This window comes from Thermomonas sp. (assembly GCF_035369645.1).
Classification (GTDB): Bacteria; Pseudomonadota; Gammaproteobacteria; order Xanthomonadales; family Xanthomonadaceae; genus Thermomonas.
The window spans coordinates 1-14,924 of the sequence record NZ_DAOOUM010000056.1 but is presented as its reverse complement, the minus strand read 5'-3'; the positions used below and the strand labels follow the sequence as shown (position 1 = coordinate 14,924).

Here is a 14,924-nt window from a genome sequence, read left to right as displayed (position 1 = left end):
CTACACCGCTGGATGTGGGGTTTTGTGCTGATAGGACTGGGCAGTTTGGCGCTGGCCGGTGCAGGCCAATGGCTGCTGCATTGGCCCAATGACGCCGTGCAAACTTGGCTGGGGATTGGCTGTGGTTATCTGGCTGGCTCGTTGCTGTTTTTGCTGGTGCCGCGCTGGTGGCGTCAGCATTGCGACGAAATGTACGCGCAGCCGGCTGGCAAGCGCTATATCCGCGCCCTGTGGCCGATCATGATTTTTTACTCGCTGTCTTTGTTCGGTTCGATCTGGGTCATCAAACGTGGCATCGCATCGGTGCCCTTGCGGGCGGTGATCGCGGTGCTGCCGGCACTGGCCATCGTGTTGCTGATGCGGGCGGGCTTGCGCTACTTGCGCGAAATCGACGAGCTGCAACGTCGCATCGAAACCGAAGCCATCGGCGCGGCCAGCTTGCTGGTGTCGGTGCTGTATTTCGCCGGCGGCCTGCTGGAAAAAGCCAAGGTGCTGCACTTTGATGCCGCCGCGGCAATGATCTGGGTGTTCCCATTACTCATGCTGTTCTACGGCGGGGCGAAATACATCTTCACCCGGCGTTATTTGTGAGGATGCGCTGGTGAACAATCGCCTGCGCGAACTACGTGAACAACAAGGCTGGTCGCAAGGCGAGCTTGCGTTGCAGTTGGAGGTCTCGCGACAAACCATCAACGCACTGGAAACCGGCAAGTACGACCCATCGCTGCCATTGGCCTTTCGCATCGCCCGTCTCTTTTCGCTGCGTATCGAGGACGTGTTTTTGCCGGATGCCGGCTAAGCGCGCCCACCCTTTTCACCACAACCACCACGAGGGTTGTCACTATGATGTCCCGCAAGACCCGCACCATCCTCAGCCTGGCCCTGCTGGCCGCCGTGTTTGGCTATCGCAGTTTGCATTCCAAGGATGCCAGCAGCAGCCACCCCACCAAGACCGCCACCACGCCGGTCGCCGCACTCAAGCCCACCATGCTGGGCACGTTGGCATTCACGCCATGCAATCTCAGCTCGTCACTGAGCAGGGACAGTCTGGAGGCGCAGTGCGGCCATTTTGAAGTTCCGGAAGATCGCAGCCAGCCAAACGGCCGCAAGATCATGCTCAATATCGCTTGGCTAGAGCCCACCGAGAGTGGCGAAAAACAGCCAGACCCGGTGTTCTTTCTGGCCGGCGGTCCCGGGCAGTCGGCCGTTGAGACGTTTCCCGGCTTGAACCCGGTGTTCAAGGAAGTGCGCAAACAGCGCCACGTGATCCTCATCGACCAACGCGGCACCGGCAAGTCCAACCTGCTGTCGTGCAAGTCCGAGCAAGACGACACCCACACGCCCACCCCAGAGTTGATGCAGGCACAGGCGCAAGCGTGCGCGGCAACGCTGTCCAACAAGGCCGACCTGCGCTTTTACACCACCACCGATGCGGTGGCCGATCTGGATGCCGTGCGCCAAGCCATCGGTGCGGCGCAGGTGAATCTGGTGGGGGTGAGTTACGGCACCCGCGTGGCGCAGCAATATGCCATGCGCCACCCGCAGGCCACCCGCAGCGTGGTGCTGGACTCGGTGGTACCCAATACCTTGGGTCTGGGCAATATTTTTGCGCGTAATTTGGATGATGCCCTGGCCTTGCAATTTGGTCTGTGCAGCAAGGACCCTGTCTGCAAGAACACGCTGGGCGACCCGCGTGCCGAACTCGATACCCTCCTCACCACCCTGCGCGCTGCGCCAGTCACCGTGCGCTACCGCGACGCCACCACCGGCGAATGGCAACAAGGCGAATTACGCGCCGACGCCGTGGCCGGACTGGTGCGCATGTATGCCTACATGCCGCTGGCCAGTGGTCTGTTGCCCAAGCTGATCCACGAGGCCAACGCCGGCCATTACGAAGGTTTGATGGCGCTGACCAAAATGATGGCTGGCAGCATGGAAGACGCGATGGCGATGGGCATGCAGTTGTCGGTGGTATGCAGTGAAGACAGCGACAGCATGGTGGCGCGCAGCGAAGATGCCGGCACCGTGCTTGGCAATCTGATGCCCAAAGGCATGGCGGAAATGTGCAAGGTCTGGCCCAAAGGCAAGCTGCCGGCGGATTTCCACCAGCCGCTGCGCACCCCGGTCCCGGCCTTGGTGTTGGAAGGCGAGTTTGATCCGGTCACCCCGCCGCGCTACGGCAAAGACGTGGTGAAAACGCTGCCCAATGGCCGCCTGTTCGTGCTGCGTGGGCAAGGCCACAACGTGATGGGTGCCGGCTGCATGCCCAAGCTATTCACCCAGTTCATCGAGAAAGCCAACGCAAAAACACTGGATGGCGCGTGCTTGGACAAGCTGGCCTACCCAATGCCGTTCCTCAACTTCAACGGGGCCGCGCCGTAAGCGCACCCGCCACGACCAGACTTCCAAGGAATGCCGCAATGATCGTTGCAGAACATCTTCGCAAAACCTTTCCCGGCAAGGGCAAGGACAAAACCCCGGTGATCGCCGTGGATGACGTGGGCTTTAGCGCCCGCGACGGTGAAATTACCGGCCTGTTGGGCCCCAACGGCGCCGGCAAAACCACCACCTTGCGCATGCTTTACACCCTGATGACGCCAGAAACCGGCCGCGTGCTGGTAGATGGTGTGGATGTAGCGCACGACCCCGAGCGTGTGCGCCGCAGCTTGGGTGTGTTGCCGGATGCGCGCGGCGTGTACAAGCGGCTGACCGCGCGTGAAAACATCGACTATTTCGGCAAGCTGCATGGGATGTCGCCCAGCGACATTGCCCAGCGCACCGACAAACTTGCCGCAGCCTTGCAGATGCAAGACTTCCTCGACCGCAGCACCGAAGGCTTCTCGCAAGGCCAGCGCACCAAAACCGCGATTGCGCGGGCACTGATCCACGACCCCAAAAACGTGATCCTGGATGAACCCACCAATGGTCTTGATGTGATGACCACACGCGGCCTGCGCGGCTTTTTGAAAGAGCTGCGCGCGGAAGGCCGCTGTGTGATTTTTTCCAGCCACATCATGCAAGAAGTCGCCGCGCTGTGTGACCGCATCGTGGTGATTGCCAATGGCCGGGTCACCGCACAGGGCACGCCGGATGAGCTGCGCGCACAAACCGGTGAACCCAATCTGGAAGACGCCTTCGTGAAACTGATCGGCAGCGAAGAAGGACTGCACGCATGAACAACTCTGCACACAAGACCGGCTTCATCGCCAGCATGCTGACGGTGATGCGCAAAGAATGGTTGGACTTCTACCGCGACCGCCGCACGTTTTTGCTCTCGCTGTTGGTGGCACCACTGCTGTATCCGGTGATTTTTCTGGGCATCGGCAAACTCAGCCAGATGCGCGCCGAAACCCAGTTGGAAAAACCACTGGAAATTCCCACGGTGGGCATGCAACACGCGCCCAATTTGGTCAAGTTCATGGCCAGCTACGGGATCACCGCCAAGCCGGCACCGGCGGATATCGAAGCGCGGGTGCGTGCGCAACAAGAAGACCTTGCACTGACGATTGATGCTGATTTCGCCAAGAATTGGCAGGCAGGCAAACCGGCCAAAGTGGACGTGATTACCGATACCACCCGGCGCAATTCTGATGTCACCGTCGCGCGGGTCAAAAAGGTGTTGGAAAGCTATGGCAATGGTGTAGGCGCGATGCGTTTGTTGATTCGTGGCATCGACCCCGGCATCGCCAGCCCACTGCAAGTGGGCACCCGTGACATGGCCACGCCCGAGGCCAAAAACAGCCAGTTCATGACCATCTTGTTGCCGATGATCTTGACCATTTTCGCCTTCATCGGCGGCGCGCATTTGGCCATGGATACCACCGCCGGCGAACGCGAGCGGCAATCGCTGGAGCCGCTGCTGGCCACCCCGGCATCACGCGCAGCACTGGTGGGCGGCAAGATGCTATCGGCCACCTTGTTGGGCTTGTTGTCGATGCTGCTGATCTTAGTGTCGTTCAAGGTCTCTGCCTCACTGGCCAGCGGCATGGCCAAGCAGATGGATGTCAGCTTTTTAGCCATGGGTAAATTGCTGCTGACCTTGCTGCCGCTGGTACTGATTGGCACCGCGTTGATCACCGCACTGGCAGCAGGTGCCAAGAGCATGAAAGAGGCACAGAGCCACATCATGTGGTTGATGATGCTGCCGATGTTGCCGGCCTATGGCTTGATGGCCTATCCACTCAAAGACACCGCACTGTGGCAATACGCGGTGCCGTTTTTGTCGCAAAACCAGCTGATCCAAAAGATCACCCGGGGTGAAGTGGCGTCCTTCCAGCAATGGGCCGTGTACCTTGGCTGTTCGCTGGCGCTGGCGGCGGTGCTGTGGGCGCTGGCGGTGTGGCGCTACAAGCAAGAAAAACTGGCGATTTCGGCCTGAGCCAATGCAGGTCGTATTGTGCTTGCCCGTCATTTCCGTGAGCGCGGGACGCTAGAGACATCAAAAAGCCCGGCATCGCTGCCGGGCTTTTTGCGTGCAACCGCGTTAGCTTGTGCTTATTCGAACGAGATCGTGCGCCGGCTGGTGGTGGCCTGGCCCACCGGCTGGAAGCGCCAACGCTTGACCGCTGCTACCGCCTCGCGTTCAAAATCACGCTGGAACTGCCGTGGGGTATCGCTGGAGACCACCCGCGCACTGCTCACCGAACCATCGGTGCTCACGGTGAACTCGACCTGCACCGAACCCGTGCCACCGGCGCGCTGTGCCGCCGGCGGGAAACGCGGGCTGGGGGTCGAAATCGCGCGCAACTCGTTGGATGCTGCGGACGGGCGCGCTGCGGCCGGTGCGGGGGCTACTGGCGCGGGCGCGGCGGCGGCGGCGGCCGCTTGCCGTTGCCGTGCCGCTTCTGCCTCTGCCGCCGCTTGTTGCTGGCGTTGCTGTTCCGCTGCGGCTTGCTGCTGACGCTGCTGTTCAGCCGTTGCCTGCTGCTGCTTTTGCAACTCCTGCAATTTCTTCTGGTCTTCTTCGCGCTTCTTGGCTAGATCCGCCTGCTTCTTGGCTTCTTCTTCAGCAGTCAGCTTCTGGGTTTCAGCTGCTTTCTTGGCATTGGTTTCAGCACTGGCCACACTCGCCTTCAAGCGCGCCAATGCCGGGTGGTTGGCATCGGCCTTGCCGATCAGCGCCAACAGTCGGCTGGCTTCGGCAAAGTCTTGGCGCGCCACGCCTTGCTCGGCGGCCACCACCGCCATCGGCAGCAAGTCATTCAGGGCACTGGATGCACCCGCATCACCCGGCAGCTTATCGCGCAGGGCCAAGTAGTACTCCATCGCGTTGTTGCCCGCCGGTGCATACAAACGGTTTTCGTTGTAAGCCTTGCCTGCGGCTTCCCGCAGCTGGTCTGCGCCCATCGATGAAACATTGGCCGAGACCACGGACTCTGGTGTGGGCTTTGCTGCGGCTTGTGGTGCCGCCGGCCCAGTCACTGTCGCCTCATCTTTTTTGCAGGCGCCCAGTGCACAGACAATCGCCAAGGTCAGTGCAACCGGTGCAACCCCGTGGAACACATTTTTACTTGCAGACATGAATTTTCCCCCGTTGAACCATGGCATGTTTGACGATAGCACGCAGCAGCAGCGCACAGTTGTCAAGCCTGCGTCATTTTCCGCTCATTTTCCGATGCAAAACGTCGAAAAAATGTGACCGAGTAAACCATCTGCGTCGATCGTGCCGCCAATATGCCCCAATTCGACATGGGCTTGCGCCAAAGCCGCCGCCGCAAGCTCCAATTGCTCTTGCTGTAATTCGGTATTCGCCAGCTGTAACCAGTGCTGGGCTTGTTGCAATGCTTGTACATGGCGAGCCCGCGCCGTAAAGGCTCCGGTATGGCCTTGGCCGCCGGCCAATGCAAGCAAGCGCGCATGTAATGCCGGCAAGCCAAGCCCGGTGTGCGCCGAAACCGCCAACGCTGTCGCATCACATTGCGCGGGTGCTGCCAGCAAATCCGCCTTGTTGTACAGCCATAGCACCTCAGGTATCCCAACCAAGGCCGGTGCCACCGCGGCGCGGCCCACGGCGGGGTCACGCGCATCCACCACCGCCAGCGCCAAATCGGCGCGGGTAAGTTCGGTGTGGGCGCGCCGGATTCCTTCGGCTTCGATGGCATCGTTCGACACCCGCAAGCCTGCGGTATCGACCAAGGTCAATTCCACCCCATCCACACGAATGGTTTCTTGCAGCACGTCCCGGGTGGTGCCGGGGATGTCGGTGACGATGGCGCGCTCGTGACCGGCCAGGGCATTCAGTAATGAGCTTTTGCCGGCATTGGGCGGCCCCACTAACACCACATGCAACCCATCGCGCAGGGTGCGCCCATTGCTTGCAGCCACCAGCAATTGTGCCAGCGTGGTCTGCGCGCTCTGCAATTGCTCTTGCAAGACGCGCCCGCCTAGGGTGTCCAGCGGCTCGTCGGCAAAATCAATCGCCGCTTCCACATGCACGCGAATGGCCAGGACCTGCGCCATCAATGCATCCACCTGACGTGAGAACACACCCTCCAGCGAACGCCGCGCGGCGCGTGCAGCACGCACATCTGCGGCGGCGATCAAATCGGCCAAGGCTTCGGCTTGCGCCAAATCCAATTTGCCATTGAGAAATGCGCGTTGGCTAAATTCACCCGGCTGCGCTTGCCGCGCGCCCAACGCCATGCAGTGTGCCACCAGTTCGCGCAGCAAGACGGGGCTGCCATGCGCCTGCAACTCCACCACGTCTTCCCCGGTGAAGCTGGCCGGTGCCGCGAAATACAAGGCGATGCCATCGTCGATGGTTTCGCCTTCGGCATCAACAAAACAACAGTAGTGCGCAACGCGTCGTTGCAAACGGCGCTTGCACAGCGTCTGCGCAATCTGCAATGCATTCGCACCAGACAAGCGCACGATGCCCACGCCACCGGCACCAGCGGCCGTGGCAATGGCGACGATGGTGTCAGTGTTTGCGTGCATCGACATCGGCTCGTGAAAAGGCACGCCAGGCATCCCAAGCCGCCATCGACGTGGTTACGCCTTGGCCGGCTCCTCGGCAAACCTGCGGGTATTCCACCATTGTTGCGCCAGCCCCAAGGTGCCATTGGTGACCCAGTACAACACCAAACCCGCGGGGAAGAACGCAAACATCACCGCCATCACCAACGGCATCATCTGCATCATCTTCTGCTGCATCGGATCCATCCCCACTGCCGGGGTCAGGCGCTGGGTCAAGAACATCACCGCCGCATTGAGCAAAGGCAAAATGAAGTAGGGATCTTGCGCAGTCAGGTCACTGACCCAACCCACGATCCACGGTGCTTGGCGCAATTCCACGGCTTCCAGCAACACGTAATACAGCGCCAAGAACACCGGCATCTGGATCAACACCGGCAAGCAGCCGCCGGCGGGGTTGATTTTTTCTTTCTTGTACAGATCCAGCATCGCCATCTGGAATTTCTGTTTGTCCTCGCCGTAGCGCTCTTTGAGCTGCTGGATGCGCGGCTGGAATTTGCGCATCTTCGCCATCGACTTGTACTGCGCCGCCGATAGTGGATACAGCGCCAGCTTGATCAACACCACCAACAACACAATCGCCCAACCCCAGTTATGGGTGAGTTTGTGCAACTGGGTCAGCAACCAGTGAATGGGTTTGGACAGCACCGTGAACATGCCGTAGTCCAACGCCAATTCCAGCCCCGGCGCGGTGGCTTCCAGTTTGTCGGCCAATTTTGGCCCCACCCACAAGGTGGCATTGCTCGCAAATCGCTGACCCGGGGCCAGACTCACCTGCGGGCCGCGGGCGGCGATTTCGTATGTGCGGCCTTTTTCAGCCAAGGTGAACAACGCCGCTTGATCTTTCTGCGGCACCCACGCGGTTAAAAAATAATGCTGCGATAGCGCCACCCAACCCCCGGTCACGGTCTGATCCAGCGGGCCATCTTTGGTGAAGTTGGTGTATTTGCGCTTTTTGTATTTGTCGGTGGCGCTGTACCATGCCGCACCACTCAGGCTGAAGCTTTCCGGATTGGTGAACCCGGTTTTGACCACCGGCGGCACCCGATCCAGTACCCGCGCAATATTACCGGTCCACGCCACAGTGCCGGTATTGACGAGCTCGTCGTGCACTTGCAACGCATAGCTACCACGCGCCAAGGTCACAGTGCGCTGTAGCTGGATGCCATTGGCGGCATTGGCGATAAACCGCGCACTGACGGCAGCGGCGCCTTTGGCCAGGGTAAATTCACGCGCTGGGCCTTCCGGCAGCGGCACTAACGCGGTGCCATCGACGCCACGCCAAATGGCTTGGGCAACAAAAAACTGGGCCTGTTCAGGGTTGAACAAGACCACTGCCGGGCTCCCCGGTGTGCGCGCCTGCCGATACTGCAGTAATTCGGCACGCACCACATCCCGGCCATTCAATTGCAGATCCAACACGTCGTTGCGCAACCGCACCAGCGGGCCGGTGTCGGTGCTGGCGCTTGCCTGCGCGCTCGCGGCATTCGCCACTACGCCGGAGATCGCACTGGCTGTGGGCAAACTGGAGGCATTGGCTAGGGTGCCGGGTGTGGCCTGCTGGGCTGCTGGAATGGTCGCCGGCGTTGCCGCCGGAGTGTGCTCATTGCCCCATTCGCGCCACAGCAGAAAGGCCACCATCAGCCAAGCCATCAACAGGAAGGTACGTGTCTGATTCATTCGGCAAGCTTGTCAGGTCCGGCAACGTCAAACCGCTGCGGACACATCGGAAGGAAAGGAAGGTGCGGGCGGCATTGTGCCGGCCACAGGCATTTGCGGCAACGCTCCTGCGCGTTTGAGCAGGCGCTCGAAGCAATTGCGCAACGTCGCATTATCAGCCTGTCGTGCTGCAGGGCGCGCCACGATGACATAGGCCCCGTGCTGCAGTCGTGGCCGCACGTGCCGGAAGGCATCACGCAGGACACGTTTGACCCGGTTACGGCCCACAGCATGTGGATCGACTTTACGGGAAACCGCCAGCCCCATCCGCGCACCCCCCGCATCGCGCAGCCAGTGCAGTGCCATCAATGGTTCTGCGATGCGCTTGCCGGAATCAAACACCTGCGTGTACTCCCGTTTGGCGCGGACTCGCGCGTGGCGTGGAAACCCGTGTGTTTGGACAAACGCGATAACGCCGGCATCCTGTGGGGATACCGGCGTTGCATTGGAAGCATCCTGCATCATCGCATTCCGGCCGTGGCCGGAGGCCAACCCCGAGGGGTCAGACCGTCAAACGACGGCGGCCCTTGGCGCGGCGACGTGCCAACACCTTGCGGCCATCGGCAGTTGCCATACGGGCGCGGAAGCCGTGGTCACGCTTGCGCTTGAGATTGCTGGGCTGGTAAGTACGCTTGGTCGCCATTTCGGGCCTACTTGCTTGTTTTTAACGGAAAAGACTCGGAATGATAGCGGCAATTTACAGACAGCGCAAGCAAACCCATCCCCAGCCTTCCCGCCAGAAGGTTTCGCCTGACCGGTAATGCGGTTTGGCGGGAGCCGCCCGGGATGCTACGCTGCCCAGTCTTCCCCAACCTTATCCACAGACAGGCCCACGTTGCTGCCTGCGGGTTCCTTGTTCTTGAGAGATCGCACCAACGCATGGACGTCTGGCCCACCTGCCTGCATCGCCTGGAAACTGAAGTATCGCAGGAGGATGTGCTTGCTTGGCTCAAGCCTTTGCAATCATCCCCGCACGAGGACGCACTCCTCCTGTTTGCGCCCAACACCTTTGTGCGCGATGAGGTTCGTGATCGGTTTTTACCGCGCATCCGCGAGCTGGCCCGCAATTTTGGTGGCATCGAAGCGGTGGTGTTGAGTGTTGGCGCACCACCGCGGCCGGTCATCGCAACGCCGCCGCCAGAACCGCTCAAAGGTGCCGGAACACCCGCCGAAGAACCCTTTCGTGGCAATTTAGACAGCCATTACGTGTTCGAAAATTTCGTCGAGGGCCGTAGCAATCAACTGGCGCGTGCAGCGGCATGGTCGGTGGCACAAAAACCGGGCGAGCGCACGCAAAATCCGTTGCTGTTGTATGGCGGCACCGGTTTGGGCAAGACCCATTTGATGTTTGCTGCGGGCAACGAAATGCGCCGGCTCAACCCGGCAGCCAAGGTGCTGTACCTGCGTTCAAACGATTTTTACAGTGCGTTTTTCCGCGCGTTGCAAGAAAAACGCGCCGACCAGTTCAAGCGTCAGTTCCAAAAAATCGACGCGTTGCTGATCGACGATATCCAGTTTTTCGCCGGCAAGGATCGCACCCAGGAAGAGTTCTTCCACACCTTCAATGCGCTGTTTGATGGCAAGCAACAAATCATCATGACCTGCGACCGCTATCCACGCGAAGTGGAAGGTCTGGAGGCACGCCTGAAGTCACGCCTGGGTTGGGGCTTGTCGGTGGCCATCGATCCGCCGGATTTTGAAACCCGTGCGCAGATCGTACTGTCCAAAGCTCGCGAACGTGGCACTGTGATTCCTAATGAAGTCGCCCAACTGATCGCCAAAAAAATGCGCAGCAATGTGCGCGAGCTGGAAGGCGCAATCAACAAACTGACCGCCCAAGCCGGGCTACTGGGCCGCCCGGTGACACTGGAGTTTGCACAAGACACCTTGCGTGATTTATGGCGTGCCCAGCAGCAAGCCATCAGCATCCAAAACATTCAAAAGGCCGTGGCAGACTACTACAGCCTGAATCTACGGGAGATGCTAGGGAAGAGCCGCAAACTGCCACTGGTGCGTCCGCGCCAAATGGCGATGGCACTGGCCAAAGAATTGACCGAACAAAGCTTGCCGGCGATTGGCGAGGCGTTTGATGGCCGCGACCACACCACGGTGTTGCATGCCTGCGAGCGGATTCGTGAACTGCGCAATGGCGATAGCCAGCTGCATGAGGATTGGGAGAAGTTGATCCGCAAACTGAGTGAATAAGTCAGGCAAAACCTGTTGATAAGTCAGACGTGCACAATTTGCGCTAAGTTATCCACAGCCTCATCCCAGCTTGTCAGGCAGTTTCAAACAGGCTTTCCTTGTTATTATTTTTCTTTAAAAACAACAAGTTAAATTGGTTTTCCAGCGATTTTTTGGCTACCAACACCACCTGCTTTTAAGATTTATATCCATTCAAGAGCTGAGGCTTGCCAGTCGGCAAGGTCTCGAAACCCAACCAAGGGCAAGGGGTCGATATGCGGTTTTCCCTGCAACGCGAAGTTCTACTCAAACCGTTGGCACAAGTCGTCAATGTGGTGGAACGCCGCCACACACTTCCCGTGCTGGCTAATTTGTTGGGCCGCATCCAGCATGGCCAGCTTTCGCTCACCGGCACCGATCTGGAAGTTGAAATGGTGTCGCGGGTCGCGGTGGAGGGTGCCGAAGACGGTGAATTCACCATCCCCGCACGTAAGTTGTTCGAGATTGTGCGGGCTTTGCCAGATGGCAGTCTGGTGACGATCAGCCAAACCAGTGACAAAGTGACCATTCAAGCCGGCCGTAGCCGGTTTACGTTGGCCAGTTTGCCGGCCAATGATTTCCCTTCGTTGGACGAAGTTGATGTCAGCGACCAATTACATATTCCAGAAGCTGCACTCAAAGAGTTGCTGGAACGCACCGCGTTTGCGATGGCCCAGCAAGATGTGCGGTTTTATTTGAATGGCTTGTTGTTTGACCTGCGCGAAGGCTCATTGCGCTGTGTGGCCACCGATGGTCACCGGCTTGCGCTGTGCGAAGCGCCACTGGCACCAGGACAGGGTGGCAAACGTCAAATCATCGTGCCACGCAAAGGTGTGCAGGAGCTGCAACGCTTGCTGGAAGGTGGTGATCGCATGCTGGAACTGGAATTGGGCAAAGGCCATATCCGCATCAAGCGCGATGATGTGACTTTCACCAGCAAGCTGATTGAAGGGAAATTCCCGGATTACGAAGCGGTGATCCCGATCGGTGCGGATCGTGAAGTCAAGGTAGACCGTGAAATTCTGCGTGCGGCATTGCAGCGCGCTTCAATCTTGTCGAACGAAAAATATCGCGGCGTGCGGGTGGAAGTAGCCCCCAATCTACTGCGTGTCAGTGCGCATAATCCCGAGCAGGAAGAGGCACAGGAAGAAGTCGAAGCCAATACCCCTGTGGATGGCTTGGCAATTGGCTTCAATGTGACCTATTTGCTGGAAGCCCTGAACGGGCTGCGTGAGGAAACGGTGGTGTTGCAGTTGCGTGATGCCAATTCTTCCGCATTGGTGCGGGGTGCCGAAAGTCTGCACGCCCGGCATGTGGTGATGCCGCTGCGTCTGTGATGTCAGTGAAGCACCGCCGCAGGGTGGGGCAAGGCTGCCCCACGACATCTGGACGCCCGGCATTGCCCGGGCGTCGTTGCATCCTGCATCGACACAGCGCGAACAGGTGTCTTGCGTGCTAGTCCAATGCTTGCGATTACACAGCTTTCGGCGCTTCGAGACCGTCGAATTCACCCCGCGACCCGGATTCAACCTCATCACGGGCGATAACGGCAGCGGCAAGACCAGCCTTCTGGAAGCGCTGCACTTACTGGCCCATGGCCGCAGCTTTCGTGGCCGCGTGCGTGATGGCCTGGTACGACAGGGCGATCCGGCGTTGCAGGCCTATGTGGAATGGGTGCTGCCCGACCAAACCCCACACCGGGCCGGGCTGCGCCATACCGGCAGTCAATGGCAGGCGCGTCTGAATGGGCAGGATGTCCACTTAATCAGCCAACTTTGCGAAGCATTGGCAGTGGTTAGCTTTGAACCGGGCAGCCATGCCTTGGTGGATGGCGGCAGTGAAGGGCGGCGGCGCTTTCTGGATTGGGGTATGTTCCACGTGGAACATGACTTTTTACCGCTGTGGCGGCGATACGCACGCGCACTTAAACAGCGCAATGCGTTGCTGCGACAAACACGAGTCGATGCGCAGCTAGAAGCGTGGGAGTACGAACTGGTTCATGCCGGGGAGGCCATCACCGCACTGCGTGACGCCTATATCAGTGCCTTGCAAGCGCCCCTGCATCACCTGTTGCCGCGTTTATTGCCGGATGCTGGGGCGATCACTCTGAGTTTGCAGCCGGGTTGGCGACGGCACGAATTGGCCTTGGCGGACGCCTTATTGCTAAGTCGTGAACGTGACCAAACCTTGGGTTACACCAGTCTTGGCCCGCACCGCGCCGATTTGAAGCTGCAATTGCGTGATTTGCCGGGACGCGAAAGCTTGTCGCGGGGACAAACCAAGCAGTTGGCGCTATGCCTGTTACTGGCGCAAGCAACACATTTGGCGCAGGCACTGGGGCATTGGCCGGTCTTGCAGTTGGACGACTTGGGCTCAGAGCTGGATCGCCGGCATCAGGCCTGTGTTTTGGATGTCTTGGCGCAAACCGACGCGCAGGTGGTGATTACCGGCACTGAGCCGTTATCGGCACTTCCCAGCAGTCCGTTACCGGTGTCGTTGTTTCACGTGGAACATGGCGTATTGCGGCAACAGGACTAAGCCCCCCCCTTGCTATACTGGGTGCCCATCCGCACCACGTGTTTTGGCCCGCTTCATGGCGTGCCACGGGAGTTGATCACGTCGATGTCGCAAAACCAGCACACCCCGGGCGACGCGCCCGAAACCGCCGTTCCCAATTCTGGCAACTATGACGCCAACAGCATTACCGCGCTGGAAGGCCTAGAAGCCGTCCGCAAGCGCCCGGGCATGTATATCGGCAACGTCAACGACGGTTCCGGCCTGCACCACATGGTGTTTGAGGTCGTCGATAACGGCGTGGACGAAGCCTTGGCCGGTCATGCCGATGCCGTGCGGGTGACCATCCACGGGGACGGGTCGGTTTCGGTGTGGGACAACGGCCGCGGCATCCCGGTGGGCCGGCACGCCAAAGAAAGCGAAAAGCAGGGCCGCGACATTTCCGCCGCCGAAGTGGTGATGACCGTCCTGCACGCGGGCGGCAAATTCGATGACAACAGTTACAAAGTCTCCGGCGGCCTGCATGGCGTGGGCGTTAGCGTGGTCAACGCGCTGTCCGAGAAGCTGTTGCTGGATATCTGGCGCGACGGCTACCACTTCCAGCAGGAATACCGCCACGGCGAGCCGGTGTACCCGCTCAAGCAATTGGAAGCGTCAAGCAAACGCGGCACCGAAGTGCGCTTCTGGCCGTCGGTGGTGGCGTTCAACGATAACGTCGAATTCCATTACGACATCCTTGCCCGCCGCCTGCGCGAACTGTCCTTCCTGAACTCCGGCGTCAAGATCGAGTTGATCGACGAGCGTCTGGACGGCAGGCACGACATTTTTCAGTACGAAGGCGGCATTCGCAGCTTCGTCGAGCACCTAGCCCAGCTGAAAACCCCACTGCATCCCAATGTGATTTCGATCAGTGGCGAGCAGGACGGCATCGTGGTCGATTGTGCGGTGCAGTGGAGCGATTCCTATCAGGAAACGATGTACTGCTTCACCAACAATATCCCCCAAAAAGACGGCGGGACCCACCTCACCGGTTTTCGCGCCGCGCTGACCCGCACCCTGACCCGCTATATCGAAAGCAGCGGCATCGCCAAGCAGGCCAAGGTCTCGCTGTCGGGCGATGATATGCGCGAAGGCATGATCGCGGTACTGTCGGTGAAGGTGCCAGATCCCGGGTTTTCCTCGCAAACCAAAGAAAAACTGGTAACAGAGCCGGTACGTGCGGTCGTCGATTCTGTCTTCGCCGCGAAGTTCGAGGAATTCCTGCAAGAGCACCCGAACGAAGCCAAGGCCATTGCCGGCAAGATTGTGGATGCCGCCCGTGCCCGCGAGGCGGCGCGCAAAGCCCGCGACCTAACCCGCCGCAAAGGCGCGCTGGATATCGCCGGCCTGCCTGGCAAGCTGGCCGATTGCTCGGAAAAAGACCCGGCATTGTCGGAATTGTTCATCGTCGAGGGTGACTCGGCGGGCGGCAGCGCCAAGCAGGGCCGCAACCGCAA

At 59.7% G+C, this 14,924-nt stretch carries 14 protein-coding genes; 9 read left to right on the top strand and 5 right to left on the bottom strand.

Annotation, left to right across the window (positions count from 1 at the left end):
• The 5 genes from PK789_RS10200 to PK789_RS10180 all read left to right on the top strand — a co-directional run.
• A partial coding sequence (locus PK789_RS10200; protein ID WP_324308644.1) for a hypothetical protein occupies positions 1-591 on the top strand: 591 nt, incomplete at its 5' end.
• A gap of 10 nt (positions 592-601) precedes the next feature.
• Positions 602-799: a helix-turn-helix transcriptional regulator gene (locus PK789_RS10195; RefSeq protein WP_324308643.1), complete on the top strand. Its 198-nt coding sequence runs from the start codon at positions 602-604 to the stop codon at positions 797-799.
• 44 nt (positions 800-843) lie between these two features.
• Positions 844-2,382 (top strand): alpha/beta fold hydrolase, encoded by a 1,539-nt coding sequence (locus tag PK789_RS10190; RefSeq protein WP_324308642.1) that lies wholly within the window; start codon positions 844-846, stop codon positions 2,380-2,382.
• A 38-nt stretch (positions 2,383-2,420) separates the two neighbouring features.
• On the top strand, positions 2,421-3,176 hold the full coding sequence (locus PK789_RS10185; protein WP_324308641.1) for an ABC transporter ATP-binding protein: 756 nt from the start codon (positions 2,421-2,423) through the stop codon (positions 3,174-3,176).
• A complete protein-coding gene (locus tag PK789_RS10180) occupies positions 3,173-4,378 on the top strand; it encodes an ABC transporter permease (protein WP_324308640.1) in 1,206 nt (401 codons plus the stop codon). Before PK789_RS10185 ends, PK789_RS10180 begins: the two co-directional genes overlap by 4 nt.
• A gap of 116 nt (positions 4,379-4,494) precedes the next feature.
• On the opposite strand, the gene PK789_RS10175 is transcribed toward PK789_RS10180, so the two are convergent.
• The 5 genes from PK789_RS10175 to rpmH all read right to left on the bottom strand — a co-directional run bounded on the left by PK789_RS10175 (position 4,495) and on the right by rpmH (position 9,334).
• Positions 4,495-5,520 carry a TonB family protein gene (locus tag PK789_RS10175; RefSeq protein WP_324308639.1) on the bottom strand — a complete coding sequence of 342 codons (1,026 nt, stop codon included), beginning with the start codon at positions 5,518-5,520 and terminating at the stop codon, positions 4,495-4,497.
• A gap of 84 nt (positions 5,521-5,604) precedes the next feature.
• Positions 5,605-6,936, bottom strand: a complete 1,332-nt coding sequence (gene mnmE / locus PK789_RS10170; protein WP_324308638.1) for a tRNA uridine-5-carboxymethylaminomethyl(34) synthesis GTPase MnmE — start codon at positions 6,934-6,936, stop codon at positions 5,605-5,607.
• A 54-nt stretch (positions 6,937-6,990) separates the two neighbouring features.
• Positions 6,991-8,652, bottom strand: coding sequence for a membrane protein insertase YidC (yidC, locus tag PK789_RS10165; RefSeq protein WP_324308637.1), 1,662 nt, complete (start codon positions 8,650-8,652; stop codon positions 6,991-6,993).
• Between the two features lie 27 nt (positions 8,653-8,679).
• Positions 8,680-9,102 (bottom strand): ribonuclease P protein component, encoded by a 423-nt coding sequence (gene rnpA, locus PK789_RS10160; RefSeq protein ID WP_324308645.1) that lies wholly within the window; start codon positions 9,100-9,102, stop codon positions 8,680-8,682.
• Between the two features lie 91 nt (positions 9,103-9,193).
• Positions 9,194-9,334 (bottom strand): 50S ribosomal protein L34, encoded by a 141-nt coding sequence (gene rpmH, locus PK789_RS10155; RefSeq protein ID WP_028840469.1) that lies wholly within the window; start codon positions 9,332-9,334, stop codon positions 9,194-9,196.
• Positions 9,335-9,570: 236 nt separating this feature from the next.
• Here rpmH and dnaA point away from each other — a divergent pair, with 236 nt between their 5' ends.
• The 4 genes from dnaA to PK789_RS10135 all read left to right on the top strand — a co-directional run.
• On the top strand, positions 9,571-10,896 hold the full coding sequence (dnaA, locus tag PK789_RS10150; RefSeq protein ID WP_324308636.1) for a chromosomal replication initiator protein DnaA: 1,326 nt from the start codon (positions 9,571-9,573) through the stop codon (positions 10,894-10,896).
• A gap of 254 nt (positions 10,897-11,150) precedes the next feature.
• The gene (dnaN, locus tag PK789_RS10145) at positions 11,151-12,251 is read left to right on the top strand and encodes a DNA polymerase III subunit beta (protein ID WP_324308635.1); all 1,101 of its coding nucleotides are present in this window, start codon (positions 11,151-11,153) and stop codon (positions 12,249-12,251) included.
• Between the two features lie 115 nt (positions 12,252-12,366).
• Complete coding sequence (recF, locus tag PK789_RS10140) at positions 12,367-13,452, top strand: DNA replication/repair protein RecF (RefSeq protein WP_324308634.1); 1,086 nt, start codon at positions 12,367-12,369, stop codon at positions 13,450-13,452.
• A gap of 84 nt (positions 13,453-13,536) precedes the next feature.
• Positions 13,537-14,924, top strand: a 1,388-nt coding sequence (locus PK789_RS10135; protein WP_324308633.1) for an ATP-binding protein, incomplete at its 3' end; no start/stop codon positions are given.

Bases quoted from the DNA above. Each gene is read 5' to 3' on its own strand.
- dnaA (WP_324308636.1), top strand. From the start codon at position 9,571: ATGGACGTCTGGCCCACCTGCCTGCATCGCCTGGAAACTGAAGTATCG.
- PK789_RS10180 (WP_324308640.1), top strand. From the start codon at position 3,173: ATGAACAACTCTGCACACAAGACCGGCTTCATCGCCAGCATGCTGACG.
- dnaN (WP_324308635.1), top strand. From the start codon at position 11,151: ATGCGGTTTTCCCTGCAACGCGAAGTTCTACTCAAACCGTTGGCACAA.
- PK789_RS10185 (WP_324308641.1), top strand. From the start codon at position 2,421: ATGATCGTTGCAGAACATCTTCGCAAAACCTTTCCCGGCAAGGGCAAG.
- PK789_RS10175 (WP_324308639.1), bottom strand. From the start codon at position 5,520: ATGTCTGCAAGTAAAAATGTGTTCCACGGGGTTGCACCGGTTGCACTG.
- yidC (WP_324308637.1), bottom strand. From the start codon at position 8,652: ATGAATCAGACACGTACCTTCCTGTTGATGGCTTGGCTGATGGTGGCC.
- mnmE (WP_324308638.1), bottom strand. From the start codon at position 6,936: ATGCACGCAAACACTGACACCATCGTCGCCATTGCCACGGCCGCTGGT.
- rpmH (WP_028840469.1), bottom strand. From the start codon at position 9,334: ATGGCGACCAAGCGTACTTACCAGCCCAGCAATCTCAAGCGCAAGCGT.
- PK789_RS10190 (WP_324308642.1), top strand. From the start codon at position 844: ATGATGTCCCGCAAGACCCGCACCATCCTCAGCCTGGCCCTGCTGGCC.